At 69.8% G+C, this 16,436-nt stretch carries 23 protein-coding genes and 1 tRNA gene; 7 read left to right on the forward strand and 17 right to left on the reverse strand.

Going from position 1 to position 16,436, the window contains the following annotated elements; translation table 11 throughout:
* Window positions 1-29 precede the first annotated feature (29 nt).
* Entirely contained in the window at window positions 30-947 is a 918-nt protein-coding gene (locus tag ACWDAK_RS09325; RefSeq protein ID WP_344636367.1) for a DMT family transporter, read from the forward strand.
* Window positions 948-1,153: 206 nt separating this feature from the next.
* Here the strand turns inward: ACWDAK_RS09325 and ACWDAK_RS09330 are convergent, their stop codons facing one another.
* The 4 genes from ACWDAK_RS09330 to ACWDAK_RS09345 form a co-directional block, all read right to left on the reverse strand.
* Window positions 1,154-1,675 (reverse strand): RICIN domain-containing protein, encoded by a 522-nt coding sequence (locus tag ACWDAK_RS09330; RefSeq protein ID WP_449806451.1) that lies wholly within the window; start codon window positions 1,673-1,675, stop codon window positions 1,154-1,156.
* Window positions 1,676-1,841: 166 nt separating this feature from the next.
* Complete coding sequence (locus ACWDAK_RS09335; protein ID WP_344636259.1) at window positions 1,842-2,165, reverse strand: MTH1187 family thiamine-binding protein; 324 nt, start codon at window positions 2,163-2,165, stop codon at window positions 1,842-1,844.
* Window positions 2,166-2,354: 189 nt separating this feature from the next.
* Window positions 2,355-2,657, reverse strand: coding sequence for a GroES family chaperonin (locus ACWDAK_RS09340; protein ID WP_145797298.1), 303 nt, complete (start codon window positions 2,655-2,657; stop codon window positions 2,355-2,357).
* A gap of 196 nt (window positions 2,658-2,853) precedes the next feature.
* Complete coding sequence (locus ACWDAK_RS09345) at window positions 2,854-3,198, reverse strand: DUF3618 domain-containing protein (RefSeq protein WP_344636260.1); 345 nt, start codon at window positions 3,196-3,198, stop codon at window positions 2,854-2,856.
* A gap of 144 nt (window positions 3,199-3,342) precedes the next feature.
* Between ACWDAK_RS09345 and bcp the strand changes: the two genes are divergently transcribed.
* From bcp to ACWDAK_RS09365, 4 genes are all read left to right on the forward strand, one after another.
* Window positions 3,343-3,819: a thioredoxin-dependent thiol peroxidase gene (gene bcp / locus ACWDAK_RS09350; protein ID WP_344636261.1), complete on the forward strand. Its 477-nt coding sequence runs from the start codon at window positions 3,343-3,345 to the stop codon at window positions 3,817-3,819.
* 655 nt (window positions 3,820-4,474) lie between these two features.
* Window positions 4,475-5,317, forward strand: a complete 843-nt coding sequence (locus ACWDAK_RS09355; RefSeq protein ID WP_427394312.1) for an HNH endonuclease — start codon at window positions 4,475-4,477, stop codon at window positions 5,315-5,317.
* Between the two features lie 13 nt (window positions 5,318-5,330).
* Window positions 5,331-5,519: an HNH endonuclease gene (locus ACWDAK_RS09360; protein ID WP_427394313.1), complete on the forward strand. Its 189-nt coding sequence runs from the start codon at window positions 5,331-5,333 to the stop codon at window positions 5,517-5,519.
* Between the two features lie 15 nt (window positions 5,520-5,534).
* Window positions 5,535-5,619: transfer RNA gene (locus ACWDAK_RS09365), tRNA-Leu, on the forward strand.
* Between the two features lie 68 nt (window positions 5,620-5,687).
* Here ACWDAK_RS09365 and rdgB read toward each other — a convergent pair.
* The 4 genes from rdgB to ACWDAK_RS09385 form a co-directional block, all read right to left on the reverse strand.
* Window positions 5,688-6,296 carry an RdgB/HAM1 family non-canonical purine NTP pyrophosphatase gene (rdgB, locus tag ACWDAK_RS09370; protein ID WP_344636263.1) on the reverse strand — a complete coding sequence of 203 codons (609 nt, stop codon included), beginning with the start codon at window positions 6,294-6,296 and terminating at the stop codon, window positions 5,688-5,690.
* 58 nt (window positions 6,297-6,354) lie between these two features.
* Window positions 6,355-6,744, reverse strand: a complete 390-nt coding sequence (locus tag ACWDAK_RS09375) for a hypothetical protein (RefSeq protein WP_427394314.1) — start codon at window positions 6,742-6,744, stop codon at window positions 6,355-6,357.
* Window positions 6,745-6,921: 177 nt separating this feature from the next.
* Window positions 6,922-7,656: a ribonuclease PH gene (rph, locus tag ACWDAK_RS09380; RefSeq protein WP_344636265.1), complete on the reverse strand. Its 735-nt coding sequence runs from the start codon at window positions 7,654-7,656 to the stop codon at window positions 6,922-6,924.
* Window positions 7,657-7,755: 99 nt separating this feature from the next.
* Complete coding sequence (locus ACWDAK_RS09385) at window positions 7,756-7,989, reverse strand: PTS glucose/sucrose transporter subunit IIB (protein WP_344636266.1); 234 nt, start codon at window positions 7,987-7,989, stop codon at window positions 7,756-7,758.
* 365 nt (window positions 7,990-8,354) lie between these two features.
* Here ACWDAK_RS09385 and ACWDAK_RS09390 point away from each other — a divergent pair, with 365 nt between their 5' ends.
* Window positions 8,355-8,492 (forward strand): hypothetical protein, encoded by a 138-nt coding sequence (locus tag ACWDAK_RS09390; protein ID WP_344636267.1) that lies wholly within the window; start codon window positions 8,355-8,357, stop codon window positions 8,490-8,492.
* A gap of 295 nt (window positions 8,493-8,787) precedes the next feature.
* Entirely contained in the window at window positions 8,788-10,062 is a 1,275-nt protein-coding gene (locus tag ACWDAK_RS09395; protein WP_344636268.1) for a PTS transporter subunit EIIC, read from the forward strand.
* Between the two features lie 136 nt (window positions 10,063-10,198).
* Here ACWDAK_RS09395 and ACWDAK_RS09400 read toward each other — a convergent pair whose 3' ends face one another.
* The 9 genes from ACWDAK_RS09400 to clpS form a co-directional block, all read right to left on the reverse strand.
* Window positions 10,199-10,945 (reverse strand): MBL fold metallo-hydrolase, encoded by a 747-nt coding sequence (locus tag ACWDAK_RS09400; protein ID WP_344636269.1) that lies wholly within the window; start codon window positions 10,943-10,945, stop codon window positions 10,199-10,201.
* Window positions 10,946-11,148: 203 nt separating this feature from the next.
* Window positions 11,149-11,343, reverse strand: coding sequence for a MarR family transcriptional regulator (locus ACWDAK_RS09405; RefSeq protein WP_344636270.1), 195 nt, complete (start codon window positions 11,341-11,343; stop codon window positions 11,149-11,151).
* Between the two features lie 225 nt (window positions 11,344-11,568).
* Window positions 11,569-12,537, reverse strand: coding sequence for a PLP-dependent cysteine synthase family protein (locus ACWDAK_RS09410; RefSeq protein ID WP_344636271.1), 969 nt, complete (start codon window positions 12,535-12,537; stop codon window positions 11,569-11,571).
* A gap of 41 nt (window positions 12,538-12,578) precedes the next feature.
* Complete coding sequence (locus tag ACWDAK_RS09415) at window positions 12,579-12,860, reverse strand: MoaD/ThiS family protein (RefSeq protein WP_344636272.1); 282 nt, start codon at window positions 12,858-12,860, stop codon at window positions 12,579-12,581.
* Window positions 12,861-12,949: 89 nt separating this feature from the next.
* The gene (locus ACWDAK_RS09420) at window positions 12,950-13,090 is read right to left on the reverse strand and encodes a putative leader peptide (protein ID WP_344636273.1); all 141 of its coding nucleotides are present in this window, start codon (window positions 13,088-13,090) and stop codon (window positions 12,950-12,952) included.
* A gap of 149 nt (window positions 13,091-13,239) precedes the next feature.
* A complete protein-coding gene (locus tag ACWDAK_RS09425; RefSeq protein WP_427393985.1) occupies window positions 13,240-13,662 on the reverse strand; it encodes a Mov34/MPN/PAD-1 family protein in 423 nt (140 codons plus the stop codon).
* A 44-nt stretch (window positions 13,663-13,706) separates the two neighbouring features.
* Window positions 13,707-15,149: an amino acid permease gene (locus ACWDAK_RS09430; protein WP_344636275.1), complete on the reverse strand. Its 1,443-nt coding sequence runs from the start codon at window positions 15,147-15,149 to the stop codon at window positions 13,707-13,709.
* Window positions 15,150-15,321: 172 nt separating this feature from the next.
* Window positions 15,322-15,894: a DUF2017 domain-containing protein gene (locus tag ACWDAK_RS09435; RefSeq protein WP_344636276.1), complete on the reverse strand. Its 573-nt coding sequence runs from the start codon at window positions 15,892-15,894 to the stop codon at window positions 15,322-15,324.
* A gap of 219 nt (window positions 15,895-16,113) precedes the next feature.
* Complete coding sequence (gene clpS, locus ACWDAK_RS09440; protein ID WP_344636277.1) at window positions 16,114-16,407, reverse strand: ATP-dependent Clp protease adapter ClpS; 294 nt, start codon at window positions 16,405-16,407, stop codon at window positions 16,114-16,116.
* Window positions 16,408-16,436 lie beyond the last annotated feature (29 nt).

The raw sequence follows: 16,436 nt of genomic DNA on the forward strand, positions 1-16,436 counted from the left end.
CCGTACCCGCCCTGTCCACCGGACGGGGCATGCTCTACATCACCGTCGCCGCCACCTCCTGGGGCACGGCCGGCGCAGCCGCCGCCCTCTGCTTCGACGGCAGCGGCCTGGGCCCGATGGCCCTCACCTTCTGGCGGGCCCTCGGCGGCCTGGCGCTGCTGCTGGCCGCCGCCAAGACCACGGGCCGCCGCCTGTCGGCCACGACCCCACAGCCGCGCCGCCACCGGATCACCGACACCCTGGTCAACGGCCTCGGCCTGACCCTCTTCCAGGCCGGCTACTTCGAGGCCGTCCAGGGCACCGGCCTGGCGGTGGCCACCGTGGTCACCCTCGGCGCGGCACCCGTCATGATCGCCATCGGCGCCCGGATCACCATGGGCGAGCGGATCGGCGGTACCGGCAGCGTCGCCGTGACCGGTGCGCTGACCGGCCTCGCCGTCCTGGCCCTCGGTGGCGGCAGCGGCCAGGTCCGCCCCGACGGGATCGCCTGGGCACTGCTCTCCGCCGCCGGCTACGCCTGCATCACCCTCTACACCCGCGCACAGGGCCGGGCCGGCCGGCCCCGTGACGCCTTCGCCACCACCGTCCGCTCCTTCGCGGTCTGCGCCCTCTGCCTGTTCCCGCCGGCCGCCGCCGAGGGGCTGTGGCCGCACTCGGCGGGCCTCGGCCGCACCCTCGCCCTGCTGCTGTACATCGCCGCCGTACCCACGGCACTCGGGTACGCGCTGTACTTCGCCGGCGCCGCGATCGTCCGGGCCACCACCGCCTCGGTGATCGCCCTGATCGAACCGGTCAGCGCCACCGTGATCGCGGTCGCCCTGCTCGGCGAGCACCTCACCGCCGCGACCGTGGCCGGCACCGCCGTCCTGCTGGCCTCCGTCACCGGCCTCGCCCTCACCGAGGCCCGGCTCGCCGTCCGCCCCCGCCCGGCACCCGCCGCGCGGTAACCCGAGTCCCGGCCTCCCGGGCGCGTCCGCCGTGCCGCGCCCGGGAGGCCGGCTCGCCTACGAGCGTGCGGGCCGGGAATCGGTGCGCGCGATCTGGATGCAGGACCCGCTGTCGGGCGGAGAGATGTCCTGGAAAACGCCGGACAGCAAGCCGAGACCCGCACCGCCCGGGCGGGCAGTGCGGGTCCCCGGCCACGGAGCGGCTGCTACGCCACGATCCTGAACCGCTGGTTGAACTGGCCATCGCAGGCGTACTGGATGATCGGCGTGGCATCCGCCGGGCTGCGCCCCTTCACGTCGAAGCACTTGTCGGCGAACGTCCGGATCTCGTACTCACCGCCCCCGACCGGCAGGATCCTGAACCGCTGGTTGAACTGGCCATCGCAGGCGTACTGGATGATCGGCGTGGCATCCGCCGGGCTGCGCCCCTTCACGTCGAAGCACTTGTTGGCGAACGTCCGGATCTCGTACTCACCGCCCCCGACCGGCAGGATCCTGAACCGCTGGTTGAACTGGCCATCGCAGGCGTACTGGATGATCGGCGTGGCATCCGCCGGGCTGCGCCCCTTCACGTCGAAGCACTTGTCGGCGAACGTCCGGATCTCGAACTCACCGCCCTGCCGGACGTCCACGGCCGGTGCGGCCTGAGCCGCGGTGAAAGGCGCCAGAGCGGCGACCGCCATGCCCAGGACGGTCAGAGCACGCCATGCCTTCGAAGAAGAACGCACGAAGCCACCTCGTTCGTGAGAGGTTTACCTGTCCGCCCCAGCATCGCCCCCCGACCACCGCGAAGTTACGCAATCGTCCTGGTTTCACCCGGTTGCAGCAGCACGAACCCACCGACGATCGAGCCGGGGAAATCCCGCCCGCCGTCGCCGCAGCCCGCCCGGCGGGTCAGCCTCCCGCTCGTCCGCCCGGCGTCTGATCACCACTCAGATACCGCTCCAGACTGTCGACCTTGGAGGTCAGGCCGTCGGTCACCCCGTCGCGGATGTCCGCCTTGAGCACCACGCTGACCCGGTTCGACCTCTCGCGTACGGCGTCCACCGCCCGCTTGACCACGTCCATCACCTCGTCCCACTCCCCTTCGATGCTGGTGAACATCGCGTCGGTCCGATTCGGCAGACCGCTCTCCCGCACCACCCTGACGGCCGCGGCAACCGCCTCCCCGACGTCCTCGCCGATGCCCAACGGCGTGACACTGAACGCGACGATCACGATCGTTCCCTCCTCGCAGCCCAAGGCCGCACACCGGCCGCACGGCACCGGTCGACCGTACAACGCGGGCCCCGGAACAGCCGTCCACGGCAAGCCTTCCCGCGCCCCGGTCGGGCCGCGGTCGTCGGCAGCACGAGATCGGGCCCTCCCCCGATCAGCGGGGAAGGGCCCGAGCGAACTGCCGCCCGATCACAGGTAGAGACCGGTCGAGCCCTCCGTGTCGCCGAAACGGGTGGCCGCGACCGCGTGCAGGTCGCGCTCGCGCAGCAGCACGTAGGTGGCGCCGCGCACCTCGACCTCCAGCTTGTCCTCCGGGTCGTAGAGCACCCGGTCACCGGGCTCCACGGAGCGTACGCTCTGGCCGACGGCGACGGCCTCCGCCCATGCGCACCGCTTGCTCAGCTCGGCGGTCGCCGGGATGAGGATTCCGCCGGTCGAACGGCGTTCGCCCTCGCCCGCCTCGGTCTTCACCAGCACCCGGTCGTGCAACATCTTGATCGGCAGCTTCTCGCCCAGCCGGTCGTGACGGGGCTCCTCGTGCCGCTGGCTCTGCTCTGCATTCGTGCTCACGCCCCCGACGGTACCCGGCGCGTGCCGCGACCGTGACGCTGACCCGGTAAGCAGGCGGGCAGAGGGGAAGGGCCGGAACCTCCGGCCCCCTCTGTCACGCCGACCCCGAATACGGGCCTCAGCCCTGCTTACGCCTGCTGCGGGCGGAGGCGATCAGCAGCAGCACCCCGACACCCACCAGTGCGGCCGGCACGATCCGCTCCTGCCGCGGACGGCCGTTCGCGTCCGTGAAGTGCCCCTTCAACTGCTCCACGGCACCGTTCGCCGCCACGTACGCGCGCCCGGCCTTCTGCTCGACCGAGGCCAGCATCTTCGCCTTGGTCTGCGCGGCCACCGTGCTCGGGTGAACACGCATCGCGAGCTCATCGAGGTTCACCGCGAGCTGCTTGCGGGTCCGCTCGATGTCGGCCTCGATCTGGGCGGTCGTCCGCGCCGCCTTGCCCTCAGTGCCGGCCTTGCCCACTCGGGCCACCCCTTATCTGATCACTCGTCCTGTCCGTCAAGGCCAGTCTGTCAGCTGCCCCAGCCATCCGCGCGGCCCACCCACCATCGAGAGGTAAGTTGACCGTGGTACGACCACCAGTCCATCCACGAGGAGATCCCCATCGTGAGCGAGCGCCTCAAGGCCGGCGACACCGCCCCCGCCTTCACCCTGCCCGACGCCGACGGCAAGCAGGTATCCCTCGCCGACCACCTCGGCCGCAAGGTGATCGTCTACTTCTACCCCGCCGCTCTCACCCCCGGCTGCACCAAGCAGGCCTGCGACTTCACCGACAACCTGGAGGTCTTCGCCGGCGCCGGGTACGACGTCATCGGCATCTCGCCCGACAAGCCGGAGAAGCTCGGCAAGTTCCGCGAGACCGAGGACCTCAAGGTCACCCTGCTCTCCGACCCGGACAAGTCGGCGCTGGAGGCCTACGGCGCGTTCGGCGAGAAGCAGATGTACGGCAGGACCGTGGTCGGCGTGATCCGCTCCACCGTCATCGTCGACGAGCAGGGCAAGGTCGAGCACGCCCTGTACAACGTCAAGGCCACCGGCCACGTCGCCAAGCTGCTCCGCGACCTGAAGATCGCCGCGGCCTGACCCGGCTGCGCGCTGCACGGCCGGACGGCGCGAGAACGCAGCCCGGCCGGGCAGCGGCTCAGGGGGATGGTTCAAGGGTGCGGGGAGCGGTACGGCGGCGCACGGTCCCCCCTTTTCGCGAAGCCGCCGGATCAGCGCGAAGAGGGCCGCCGTCCCTGTACCGCCCGTGGCGTTGTTGAACCCCCGGGCGTGGCACACATCCCGTCGGGCCGACAGGACCGGTTGTCCACCGCCGCCGACGCCCGCGAGGGCACCGCCCCAGCGTGGCCACCAGCAGCCCGGCCGACCCGGCCGCCGCCGCGGCCGCGAACGCCACCCGCACACCGGTGGCAGCGGTGGGCGCTGCTCCGCCCTGGTTCTGATCAACACTCGGCCTCCAGGAGTGGGTGCCGGCACGCCCGTGGGGGGCGCGCGCGTGGAGGTTCGGGGGAAACCTCGCAGCTGACTTCCGGTCAACTCGCCGAAGTTGACGGGACGGCATTTGATCTGAACCACACGGGGTCAATAGGTCTGTACCAATTGGCAGCCAACCGTTGTCGAGTCCATGCGGTAACTGCTGTCGCATCCTCATCCTCTGGATGCCCGTGACCCGCTCGCCTGGCGCTCGTTTGCACGCGTGGGGGACGGGCGCCCAATCCACTCGCGGAGGCACCCGATGAGCGACACCTACGAGCCGACCAACGTCGCCGCGCAGGTCGCGCGTTCGCGAAACTGGAACGACCTGATGCGCAACCTCGGCGTCGAGATCAGCGGCGGCAGGCGAAAGCAGCTGCAGAAGGTCGCCAAGACGCTCGATCTCGACACCGGCCACTTCATGCGGACCAGCCCCTGGGTGAAGTACTCCGACTCGGCCATCGCCACCGCGGTGGCCGAGTCGACCAACCTGCGCGAGACCGCGCAGAAGCTGGGCGCCATCCCCGCCAGTGGCACCCTCTCCCACTTGCGGCGGCGCATTGCCCGGGCGGGCATCGACGTCAGCCACTTCCCGCAGATGAAACGAATCACCAGCCCCGATCTCCCTTTCACCCGAGAAGAGGTCGAACAGGCTGTCCACGCAGCATGCAGCGTGCGTGAAGCGGCAAGGTTGCTCGGGATAGCCGACGGGGACAGCGACACCCGTCGCCTGCTCGGCCAGGCGATCGTGCAACTGAAGCTTGACACCGCTCACTTCTCGCATCGCACCAGCACGGGCTTCGACGAGGCGAAGCTGCGCACGGCTGTTGCCGAATCCACCAGCTTCGCGCAGATCATGCGCCGGTTCGGGCTCGTCACAAACTCTGCGAACCATCGCAAAGTCCGCACTCACGTACACAAGCTGGGGCTGGACACCTCCCACTTCACCCGGCGGTCGACCGACCTTCCGCAGAGTGCCGACACAGCGGCAGCCCAGCGACGTCCTCCGGTTGCTGCCACCCGGGTCCACCCGGCTCAACCATCCCCGTCTACGGCGAGCGATGGAATCGATCGGCATGCCTTACAAGTGCAACTCCTGCGGTAATCCCGGTGAGTGGATGGGCGGGCCGATCACGCTCCAGATCGATCACGTCAACGGCGACTGGCTCGACAACCGTCCGGAAAACCTCCGCTTCCTCTGCCCCAACTGCCATGCCCGCACGGAGACCTGGTGCGGCGGAAACCGAGGCAAGGTCCGGCTCAAGGGAAATGGAGGTGCCATCCGTTCTTCGAGCCAAGTAGCATGATGGTCAGCAGTACGGGCGGCCGTGGCGGAGCTGGTTAGACGCGCTGGGTTTAGGTCCCAGTGGGGTATTCCCCATGAGGGTTCGAATCCCTCCGGCCGTACGAGCCTTGGAATCGAAGGCCCACTCCCGAGTGATCGCGGAGTGGGCCTTCGTCGTGTCGACGTCCCGTCAGCCCAGCAGCTCGCGGACCACCGGCGCCAGCGCGCGGAAGGCCTGGCCTCGGTGGCTGATGGCGTTCTTCTCATCGGCGGTGAGCTCGGCGCAGGTGCGGCTCTCGCCGAGGGGCTGGAGGATCGGGTCGTAGCCGAAGCCGCCGTCGCCGGCCGGGGCGGTGCGCAGCGTGCCGGGCAGCCGCCCCTCGACCACGCGCTCGGTGCCGTCGGGGAGGGCGAGTGCGGCGGCGCAGGCGAAGTGGGCGCCGCGGTGCGGGTCGGCGATGTCGGAGAGCTGGGCGAGCAGCAGCTCCAGGTTGGCGCGGTCGTCGCCGTGCTTTCCGGCCCAGCGGGCGGAGAAGATGCCGGGGGCGCCGTTCAGGACGTCCACGCAGAGGCCGGAGTCGTCGGCGACGGCGGGCAGTCCGGTGGCCCGGGCGAGGGCGTGTGCCTTGAGGAGGGCGTTCTCGGCGAAGGTGGTGCCGGTTTCGGGTACGTCGGGGATCTCGGGGTAGGCGTCGGCGCCGACGAGTTCGACGTCCAGGCCGGCGTCGCCGAGGATGGCGCGCAGTTCGGAGACCTTGTGCTGGTTTCGGGTGGCGAGGACGAGGCGTCGGGTAGTCATGCCGTCCACCCTACTGACCTGGCCTGCCCGGGCCGTTCGCTCCGGTCGCCGGACGGTCCTACTTGGTGCAGACCTTGGTGAGTTGGGCGGCCGCGTCGCCGAGCGGCTTGAGGTCGGGTGTCTGCTTGTTGTCGATGGCCTGCTGGGCCTTGTCGGCCTGGGTGCGGAGGTCGTCGACGGCTTTGGCGAGGTCGGTGTCGCTGGAGTTGCGGCCGATCTGGTCGAGGTCCTGCTTGAGCTTCTGCAGGGCCTTGCCGGCGGCCTGCGGGTCCTTGTCGGCGTTGTTGTAGGCGCTGCCCGCGTCGGCGACGTCGCTGGTGATCTTCACTGCGGTGTTGCCGCAGTCGAGTGCTTTCTGGGCTGCGGAGCAGCTGATCGCGCTGAGTGGGAGGAGGAGGATGAGTGCGGCTGCGGCGAGGGTGGTGGAGCGGTTGATGCTGTGCTGCATCGCTGGTCCTCCGGTGGTGGCGCTGTGGTTGGTCCGGTAGGGGAGGACGGTCGGGTGGGTTCGGCCGGTTCCCGGGTCCGGACCACTGTGCGGAACGCTACGGGTTCCGGGTGGGCCTGTACAGCGTGGGCCGGTACGGCGGCGGTTCCCGGAACCCGTGGCGGTCCTGGCGGTTTGTCAGCTCTCCAGGGTCTCCAGGGCCTTGCGCTGGATCTGGTCGAGTTCGGCGCAGCCGAGGGTGCCGAGGTCGAGGAGCTGGTTGAGCAGGTCGCGGTCGAAGGGGGCGCCTTCGGCGGTGCCCTGGACTTCGACGAAGCGGCCGTCGGAGGTGCAGACGATGTTCATGTCGGTCTCGGCGCGGACGTCTTCCTCGTACTGGAGGTCGAGCATGGGGGTGCCGCCGACGATGCCGACGCTGACGGCGGAGACGCCGCCGGTGATGGGCTGGCTCTTGGCGCGCAGGAGCTTCCGGTCGCGGGCCCAGGAGATGGCGTCGACGAGGGCGACGTAGGCGCCGGTGATGGCGGCGGTGCGGGTGCCGCCGTCGGCCTGGAGGACGTCGCAGTCGAGGACGATGGTGTTCTCGGCGAGGGCGCGGTGGTCGACGACGGCGCGCAGCGAGCGGCCGATCAGGCGGCTGATTTCGTGGGTGCGGCCGCCGATCTTGCCGCGGACGGATTCGCGGTCGCCGCGGGTGTTGGTGGCGCGGGGGAGCATGGAGTATTCGGCGGTGACCCAGCCTTCGCCGGTGCCCTTGCGCCAGCGGGGGACGCCTTCGGTGACGCTGGCGGTGCAGAGCACTTTGGTGTCGCCGTAGGTGATGAGGACGGAGCCTTCGGCGTGCTTGCTCCAGCCTCGCTCGATGGTGATGGGGCGGAGCTGGTCGGGGGTGCGGCCGTCGATGCGTGACATAGCTTCCGAGCGTAGTCGTTCCCGGTGTGTGCGAAGAACGTGCGAAGGCCCGCCGGTGGTGGGGCCGGCGGGCCTTGTGGCTGGAGCCTGTGGGCTGGGTTACATCATGTCCTCGATCTCACCGGCGAGCGGGTCGGCGTCGGTGCCGATGACGACCTGGATCGCGGTGCCCATCTTCACGACACCGTGGGCGCCGGCGGCCTTGAGCGCGGCTTCATCGACGAGTTCGGGGTTGACGACCTCGGTGCGCAGGCGGGTGATGCAGCCCTCGACCTCTTCGATGTTGTCGATCCCGCCGAGGCCGGCGACGATCTTCTCAGCCTTGCTGGCCATGTCTTTCTCCCTCTGTCTCGGCGCGTCGGCTGCTCTGCCGGGTGCCGTGCTGCTCGGTGCTGGGGTTCCCCGGCCGGGGGCCGGGGCGGGTGGCTGCCGGAGTTGATGCGGGCTCAGCTGTGTTGCGCCGTAGGGCAGCGCGACCAGCATCACCCGGGACTGCCCGGTGTGCCATGTCAGGCCACTTATGGAGCATTCCGGCGCGCACGGTACTGATCTTCACCCGAGAATGAACGATCAGTGGGGCCTGCGGCCCGGCGCGTCAACCCCGTCGATAGTGGTCTACACCAATCTTAGGTGCACTTCGCACAACGCGGGACCGAACCCCAGGGTTCCGCGACCGCCACCGCTCCTGGAGGGCGAGGATGGGCTCAGCAGGCGCCGCCGTCCCGCAGCGCCGGCGGTGGCACGACCTCTACGGCGGCCTGCAGAAGACGGGGTTCGACCTGAGGACCCCGGGGCGCGAGGGCGAGGCCGACGTCGAGGACGTCGCCAAGGCCTGAGCGGACCCTTGATGCGGCCGGGGAAATTCCCGGCCCGAATCGTTCGGCGACGGGCGCCGCTTTTGTTGCGCAACTCTCCAAAATCACGGCCACCCCGGGTAGTCGCGATCATTGATCCGCAACAAGGTTTCGATTTCATAGCGCTTCCCAGCGGTGCGGCTTTCGACCCTTTCCCCCCTCGTCCGCACGTGCTACAAAGCTGGTCTACACCACTAGTGGTGTAGACCAGTTCGCGGTTCGGCCCCCAATGGACGTCCCCCTGTCCGATCCGCCCTGTCGTTAGGAACCATCCCCCATGAGTACGACTGCGCAGGCATCGTCGCCCGCCGCGGCACCGGCCCCCTCCCCCGCCAAGCAGTTCGGCCAGAACCTGCTGCAGGGCCTGCAGAAGATGGGACGCAGCCTCCAGCTCCCCATCGCTGTCCTGCCCGCGGCCGGCCTGCTGCTGCGGCTGGGCCAGGATGACGTCTTCGGCAAGGACGGCCTCGGCTGGAACAAGGTCGCCGCGGTGTTCTCCACCGCCGGCGGTGCCGTCTTCGACAACCTCCCGCTGCTGTTCGCCGTGGGCATCGCGATCGGCTTCGCCAAGAAGGCGGACGGCTCCACCGCGCTCGCCGCCCTGGTCGGCTTCCTGACCTACAAGAACGTGCTGACCGCGTTCCCGATCACCGAAGGCCACATCGCAGGCGGAAAGTGGGTCGCCGCGACCTACCAGAACCCCGGTGTGCTCGGCGGTATCGTCATCGGCCTGCTCAGCGCGGTCATCTGGCAGCGGTGCCACCGCGTCAGGCTGGTCGACTGGCTCGGCTTCTTCAACGGCCGCCGACTGGTCCCGATCATCATGTCCTTCGTCGGCACCGCCGTCGGTGTGCTCTTCGCCCTCTGCTGGGGGCCGGTCGGCGACGCCATCGGCAGCCTCAACAACACCCTGATCGGTGCCGGGGCCGTCGGCGCCGGTGCGTTCGGCCTGATCAACCGCGCCCTGATCCCGGTCGGCATGCACCAGTTCGTCAACTCCTACGCCTGGTTCCAGGCCGGTGACTACACCAAGGCGGACGGCACCGTCGTCCACGGCGACCTGACCCGCTTCTTCGCCGGCGACCCGAGCGCCGGTCAGTTCATGTCGGGCTTCTACCCGATCATGATGTTCGCGCTCCCGGCCGCCGCCATCGCCATCGCGCACTGCGCCCGTCCCGAGCGCCGGCCGGCCGTGCTGGGCATGATGATCTCGCTCGCGCTGACCTCGTTCGCCACCGGTGTCACCGAGCCGATCGAGTTCTCCTTCATGTTCATCGCCCCGGTCCTGTACGCGATCCACGCCGTACTGACCGCCCTGTCGATGGGCATCACCTGGGCGCTGGGCGTCCACGACGGGTTCACCTTCTCCGGCGGCCTGATCGACTACGGCCTGTCCTGGAGCAAGGCCACCGAGCCCTGGCTGATCATCCCGATCGGCCTGGTCTTCGCGGCGCTGTACTACGTGCTGTTCCGCTTCGCGATCACCAAGTTCAACCTCCCCACCCCGGGCCGCGAGCCCGAGGAGGAGATCGAGGACGTCACCAAGGCCTGACGCTCCGAGCCGAAGAGCGTCGGCGCCGGGCCAGCGGGCCCGGAGGCGAGCAGCAGCCCCGACCGGCCACGGACCCCGCCCCGCGCACGCGAGGCGGGGTCCGTCCGTTCACCGGGCACCCCGCACCGGCGGGGGCTCAGACCTCGTACGTCGCGCCGGCGCGGGCCAGTTCGATCGGGCCGTGGTACTCCTTGGCCGCGTCCCTCCGGTTGCCCTCGGCGTCCGTCCACGGCGGGATGTGGGTGAGCACCAGGCGTCCCACCCCGGCGGCCGCGGCGTGCTCGCCGGCCTGGCGGCCGTTGAGGTGGACGGCCTCGATCTCCTCCTTGCCGTGGGTGAACGCGGCCTCGCAGAGGAAGAGGTCGGCCCCTCGGGCGAGTTCGACCAGTTCGGGGCTCTCCCCGGTGTCGCCCGAGTAGACCAGGCTGCGGCCGTTGTGCTCGATCCGGAAGGCGTACGCCTCGACCGGGTGGTTCACGGGTACGGCGGTGACCCGCAGCGGGCCCAGCTGGAAACTGCCCGAGTTCAGGGTGTGGAAGTCGAAGACCTCCTTCATCCCCGGCTCCTCGGGCATGTCGTACGCCCGGGCGAGCCGCTCGGCGGTGCCGTGCGGGCCGTACACCGGGATGGCGACGGGGCACCCCTCCACCCGGTAGTTGCGGGCGACCCAGTACGCGCACAGGTCGATGCAGTGGTCCGCGTGCAGATGGGTGAGCAGGACCGCGTCGACCTCGTACAGTCCGCAGTAGTTCTGCAGGGCACCGAGGGCGCCGTTGCCGAGATCCAGGACGGCGCGGTAGCCGTCGGCCTCGACCAGGTAGCTGGAGCAGGGCGAGTCGACGGACGGGAAGCTCCCCGAGCACCCCACCACGGTCAGTTTCATGCCGAGCCCCTCCGCCCCGCTGGGTCATGGTCCGCATCCGCTGCCACTACCTGCCGGTAGCGCTGTGTTCGCCTGTCGAGAGTACGGGCGCGGAGGCACTCTGTCCCCGTCCCCGTGCCGGGCTGTGGCTGGAATCACCAGAACGGGCCGGGCCCGCGCCACCGCCCGCACAGACCCTCGACCCGGGTCGCACACACGCTCGTTCAGCGACGGCCCGGCCGGTTGCGGGCCCAGGTCCGGATGCCCTCCGGGTACCAGCGCGGATGGCCGCCCGCGTCGACGAGGTCCGGCTCGGGGAGCAGTCCGTGCCGGCGGAGGTTGCGGACGCTGTCGGGCTGGACGTTGATATGCCGGGCGATCTCCGCGTAGGACCACAGTTCACAGCTGCGCGGGCTCATCGTGGACCACCTTCGGGCGAGGTTCTCCGAGGCCGATCTCGGGGGGCGTGGAGACCAGACCCTTCCGGCCCGCCCGCGCGCTCCGGCGCACCACCCGCGCCCCGTCACCGTCCTGTGACCGACCGGAGGTCAGACACGGACAATTTCCGGAATGTCACGGATCCACGCACCAGGAGGGCGCGGCACCCGCCGGGTGCCGCGCCCTCCAACAGGACCGACGTGCCGTCAGGCCCAGAGTTGCCCCTGGAGCGCCTCGACGGCCTCCTCGGTGGTGGCGGCGGTGTAGATACCGGTGGACAGGTACTTCCAGCCGCCGTCGGCGACCACGAAGACCACGTCCGCCCGTTCGCCCGCCTGCGCCGCCTTGCGGCCGACGCCGATCGCGGCGTGCAGGATCGCGCCGCTGGAGACACCCGCGAAGATGCCCTCCTGCTGCAGGAGTTCACGGGTACGGCGCACCGCATCGGCCGAGCCGACGCTGAACCGGGTGGAGAGCACCTCGGCGTCGTACAGCTCGGGGACGAAGCCCTCGTCGAGGTTGCGCAGCCCGTACACCAGGTCGTCGTAGCGCGGTTCGGCGGCGATGATCCGGATGCCGGGGACCTTCTCCCGCAGGTAGCGGCCGACGCCCATCAGCGTGCCGGTGGTACCCAGTCCGGCGACGAAGTGGGTGACGGTCGGCAGGTCGGCGAGGATCTCGGGGCCGGTGGTGGCGTAGTGCGCACCGGCATTGTCCGGGTTGCCGTACTGGTAGAGCATCACCCAGTCGGGGTGCTCGGCCGCGATCTCCTTGGCGATCCGCACGGCGGTGTTGGAACCGCCGGCCGCGGGCGAGGAGATGATCTCGGCGCCCCACATCCGCAGCAGCTCGCGGCGTTCCTCGCTGGTGTTCTCCGGCATCACGCAGACCATGCGGTAGCCCTTGAGCCTGGCCGCCATGGCGAGCGAGATCCCGGTGTTGCCGCTGGTGGGCTCCAGGATGGTGCAGCCGGGGGTGAGCCGGCCGGCCGCCTCGGCCCGCTCGATCATGTGCAGGGCCGGGCGGTCCTTGATCGAGCCTGTCGGGTTGCGGTCCTCCAGCTTGGCCCAGAGGCTGACCAGGCCTTCCGTGTTGCCGGGGATGGCGGCGGAGAGCCTGGGCAGGCGGACCAGCGGCGTGTTGCCGACGGCTTCGAGCGGACTGTCGTAGCGCACGGGGCCTCCGGCGGCGGTGGGTCGGGCGGGCGGGGGGAAGCTCAGCGGGCTCCGCCGGCCACGGCGGGGAGGATGGTGATGCTGTCGCCGTCGGAGAGCTCCGTGGTGACACCGCTGAGGAAGCGGACGTCCTCGTCGTTCAGGTAGACGTTGACGAAGCGGCGCAGCTCGCCGGTCTCCTCCAGCAGGCGTGCGGCGATGCCCGTGTGGCGGGTGTCCAGGTCGGCGAAGAGCTCACCGAGGTTGCCGCCGGTGCCCTCGACGGCCTTGGCGCCGTCGGTGTAGGTGCGGAGGATGGTCGGGATGCGGACCTCGATGGCCATGGCTGCGCTCCTGTGGAGTCGGTCGGGGTGCCGCAGGGCTCGCGGCAAGGAGGGGTGGCCCCGGGTGGGGCGGCGGTTCGGTGCCGAGGTCAGCTGGCGTCGGCGGTCGTGTCGATGAGCGGCTCCGCCGCGGGGGGACAGATCGAACTGGCGAGCCGGCACAGGTCGATGTGCAGGCGCGCCACGAGGCGGATGCCCGGGGCCTGGTTGCTCACATCGACGGAACGCATGGGCTCATCGTATAGATTCCCGGCCCGGCAGCGGCATCTCCGTCTTGCGATACGGATGTTTCCGTTCCTCCACTTGAGATGCGCCCCAAACGGAAGGGCCCGCCGCACCGTCCGTGGGCGGTGCGGCGGGCCCCTGTCGAGGCGGGCTGTCAGGCGTCGACGACCTGGACGCCTTCCTCCGTGATCACGCCGTCCACGATGCGGAACGAGCGGAACTCGAACGGGTCGCCCTCGCCGTTGCCCTCGGCCGTGGAGACCAGGACGTAGTGGGCGTTCGGCTCGGAGGCGTAGCTGGCGTCGGTGCGCGAGGGGTAGGCCTCGGTGGCGGTGTGCGAATGGTAGACCACCACCGGCTCCTCGCCCCGGTCGTCCATCTCCCGGTAGAGCTTCAGCAGGTCACCGGAGTCGAACTCGTAGAACGTGGGCGAGCGGGCCGCGTTGAGCATCGGGATGAAGCGCTCGGGGCGGTCGCTGCCGGCCGGTCCGGCGATCACGCCGCAAGCCTCGTCCGGATGGTCGGCGCGGGCGTGGGCCATGATCGCGTCGTGCAGCTCTCGGGTGATGGTCAGCATGCGGTCAGGATAGCCACGCCCCCTCGCCGGATCTGAGCCCCGTCTCAGCTGCCGGACCCGACGTGCAGGTGGTCGTGCGCCTGTGCGTGGACGGCCTCCGGGCGGATGCGCTTGAGCACCTGGTAGCCGACCACCAGCAGCACCGCCCAGCCCGGGAAGACGTAGAGCGAGATCCGGTTGTCCGGGTCGAAGCCGATCAGCACGACGACCAGGGCCAGGAAGAGCAGCGCGGCCCAGCTGGCCACCACACCGCCGGGCGCCTTGAAGCTGGGCGGCGGCAGGTGCCCGTTCTTCCAGGCCCGGTGGTAGCGGATCTGGCAGATCAGGATCATCGCCCAGGTCCAGACGCCGCAGACGGTCGCGACCGAGGTGATGTACTCGAACGCATTGGCCGGGGTCACGTAGTTGAGCACCACCCCCAGACCCATCAGCGCGCAGGAGACGGTGATCGCGGCGGCCGGGGTCTTGCGGGCGTTGAGCGGGGTCAGCCGCGCGGGGGCCTGGCCGCGCAGGGCGAGGTCGCGCAGCATCCGGCCGGTGGAGTACATGCCGGAGTTGCAGGAGGAGAGCGCCGCGGTGAGCACCACGAAGTTGATGATGCCGGCCGCGGCCGGGATCCCGATCTTGCCGAAGGCGGCCACGAACGGGCTGACGCCGGGCTGGAACTCGGTCCACGGGACCAGGGCCAGGATGATGATCAGCGCGCCGATGTAGAACAGCGCGATCCGCCAGGGCAGCGTGTTGATCGCCCGGGGCAGGGTCTTCTCGGGGTTCTCGCTCTCCCCCGCGGTGACGCCGACCAGTTCGACACCGAGGTAGGCGAACATGACGATCTGCAGGGTCATCACGGTCGAGCCGATGCCCTTGGGGAAGAAGCCGCCGTCACGCCACAGGTGGGTGACCGATGCCGTGTCACCCGCCTTGCTGAAGCCGAGGGTGAGCACCCCGATGCCGATCAGGATCATGCCGATGATCGCCGTCACCTTGATCATCGAGAACCAGAACTCGATCTCCCCGAAGACCTTCACCGAGATCAGGTTGGCGGCGTAGAGGACCACCAGGAAGCCCAGCGCGCTGACCCACTGCGGGATTCCGGGCTGCCAGTACCTCACGTAGACGGCGGCGGCGGTGGTCTCGGCCATGCCGGTGACCACCCAGAACAGCCAGTACGTCCAGCCGGTGACGTACCCGGCGAAGGGGCCGAGGAACTCCCGGGCGTACTCGGCGAAGCTGCCGGAGACCGGACGATAGGTCAGCAGTTCCCCCAGCGCCCGCATGATCGCGAAGATCACCAGGCCGGCCACCGCGTAGCTCAGGATCAGACTGGGGCCCGCCTTGGAGATGGCGGTGCCCGCGCCGAGGAAGAGGCCGGTACCGATGGCGCCGCCGATGGCGATCATCTGGATCTGGCGGCTGCCCAGCCCGCGGGCGTAGCCCTCCTCGTCCGGCTCGGTATCGACGACTTCGTCGTACGCCTGATCGGCCATGGCCACCGTCCTTGGTTCGTGGGGGAAAGAAGGAGAAATACCACGGTGTGCCCGAATATCGAGCCCATCTGAGCGTTATTTGAGCATGGCATGTCCGGTTCTGCGATAGTTCGCCGGAAATGAGATAACCCCCTGTCCAAAAGGTGGACAGGGGGTTACCGGTCGTTAACGTTCAGTCGGCCATCGCGGCGAGCAGCGACTCCTGGATGCCGCCCAACCAGAGGTAGGCCATCACCAGCGGCTTGCGCGGATCGCTGTCCGGCAGCCCGTAGAAGTCCTCGTCGTCCTGGGCGACTTCCAGCCGGGCGCCCAGGGTCAGCCGCAGGTCGTTCAGCGCGCCCAGCCAGTGCCGACAGTCGGCCGCCTCGACCTCCACCGCGCCGCCCTCGCCGCCGAGCCCGTCCAGCGCCTTGATCACGTTCAGCGCGTCGTCCCGCTTGCGGGTCCGCAGGTCCGGCTCGGTGTACCGGCGGAACTCGCCGGCCATCGCCCTGGTCTCCAGATCGGCCGCCGCCCCCGGCTCGCCGTACGCGTCCGGGAACAGCCGGGCCAGCGCCGGGTCGACGGGCGCCTCGGTCGGCCCTTCGGCGAACAGCGCCGCCAGCGGGTCGCCGCCGCCCTCGCCCGGACCGGGCCCGATCAGTTCCAGCATCTGCACCTCGAGCGAGCGCAGGATGGACGCCTCCAGCTCGTCCAGCACGATCACCGCGCCGCCGTCGCCGGCACTCTCGAACAACCCAGCCATGAGTCCCTATCAGCCCGTCTTCGTCGTATGTCGTTACCGCCCGTTCGACTCCGGGCGATCCTGTCCGGTGCCGACGCTCACTCCCCTCCCAGCCACCGGGCGGGGGCTGCAAGGCCCCGCTCCGGTGCGCTCCCGACCACGACCGGGAGCACCCCTTGACCCGCCCGCCGACGTCGGCAGACCCTGCGGCCCGCAGGTCCCGGCAGGTGGAGCGTGCGGTCAATCGTGCTGGAGGGTCGCCCACAGTCCGTAGCCGTGCATCGCCTGCACGTCCCGCTCCATCTCCTCGCGGGAGCCGCTGGAGACCACCGCCCTGCCCCTGGTGTGCACCTCCATCATCAGCTTCCTGGCCTTGTCCTTGGGAAAGCCGAAGTAGGCCTGGAAGACGTACTGGACGTAGCTCATCAGGTTGACCGGGTCGTTGTGGACGATCGTCACCCAAGGGGTGTCCGGCTCCACCGCCGGAATGCCTTCTACCTCCGGGCGCTCGATCTCCACGGGCGCGACACTCACGGCGGACACTCCTCATCAGGACACGGTTT

The organism is Kitasatospora sp. NPDC001175, assembly GCF_053598215.1.

Bases quoted from the DNA above. Each gene is read 5' to 3' on its own strand.
- ACWDAK_RS09430 (WP_344636275.1), bottom strand. From the start codon at position 15,149: ATGGCCGATCAGGCGTACGACGAAGTCGTCGATACCGAGCCGGACGAG.
- ACWDAK_RS09435 (WP_344636276.1), bottom strand. From the start codon at position 15,894: ATGGCTGGGTTGTTCGAGAGTGCCGGCGACGGCGGCGCGGTGATCGTG.
- rdgB (WP_344636263.1), bottom strand. From the start codon at position 6,296: ATGACTACCCGACGCCTCGTCCTCGCCACCCGAAACCAGCACAAGGTC.
- rph (WP_344636265.1), bottom strand. From the start codon at position 7,656: ATGTCACGCATCGACGGCCGCACCCCCGACCAGCTCCGCCCCATCACC.
- ACWDAK_RS09395 (WP_344636268.1), top strand. From the start codon at position 8,788: ATGAGTACGACTGCGCAGGCATCGTCGCCCGCCGCGGCACCGGCCCCC.
- ACWDAK_RS09360 (WP_427394313.1), top strand. From the start codon at position 5,331: ATGGGCGGGCCGATCACGCTCCAGATCGATCACGTCAACGGCGACTGG.
- ACWDAK_RS09420 (WP_344636273.1), bottom strand. From the start codon at position 13,090: ATGCGTTCCGTCGATGTGAGCAACCAGGCCCCGGGCATCCGCCTCGTG.
- ACWDAK_RS09425 (WP_427393985.1), bottom strand. From the start codon at position 13,662: ATGCTGACCATCACCCGAGAGCTGCACGACGCGATCATGGCCCACGCC.
- ACWDAK_RS09355 (WP_427394312.1), top strand. From the start codon at position 4,475: ATGAGCGACACCTACGAGCCGACCAACGTCGCCGCGCAGGTCGCGCGT.
- ACWDAK_RS09405 (WP_344636270.1), bottom strand. From the start codon at position 11,343: ATGAGCCCGCGCAGCTGTGAACTGTGGTCCTACGCGGAGATCGCCCGG.
- ACWDAK_RS09325 (WP_344636367.1), top strand. From the start codon at position 30: ATGCTCTACATCACCGTCGCCGCCACCTCCTGGGGCACGGCCGGCGCA.
- ACWDAK_RS09415 (WP_344636272.1), bottom strand. From the start codon at position 12,860: ATGGCCATCGAGGTCCGCATCCCGACCATCCTCCGCACCTACACCGAC.
- ACWDAK_RS09340 (WP_145797298.1), bottom strand. From the start codon at position 2,657: ATGTTGCACGACCGGGTGCTGGTGAAGACCGAGGCGGGCGAGGGCGAA.
- ACWDAK_RS09400 (WP_344636269.1), bottom strand. From the start codon at position 10,945: ATGAAACTGACCGTGGTGGGGTGCTCGGGGAGCTTCCCGTCCGTCGAC.
- ACWDAK_RS09385 (WP_344636266.1), bottom strand. From the start codon at position 7,989: ATGGCCAGCAAGGCTGAGAAGATCGTCGCCGGCCTCGGCGGGATCGAC.
- ACWDAK_RS09375 (WP_427394314.1), bottom strand. From the start codon at position 6,744: ATGCAGCACAGCATCAACCGCTCCACCACCCTCGCCGCAGCCGCACTC.
- ACWDAK_RS09390 (WP_344636267.1), top strand. From the start codon at position 8,355: ATGGGCTCAGCAGGCGCCGCCGTCCCGCAGCGCCGGCGGTGGCACGAC.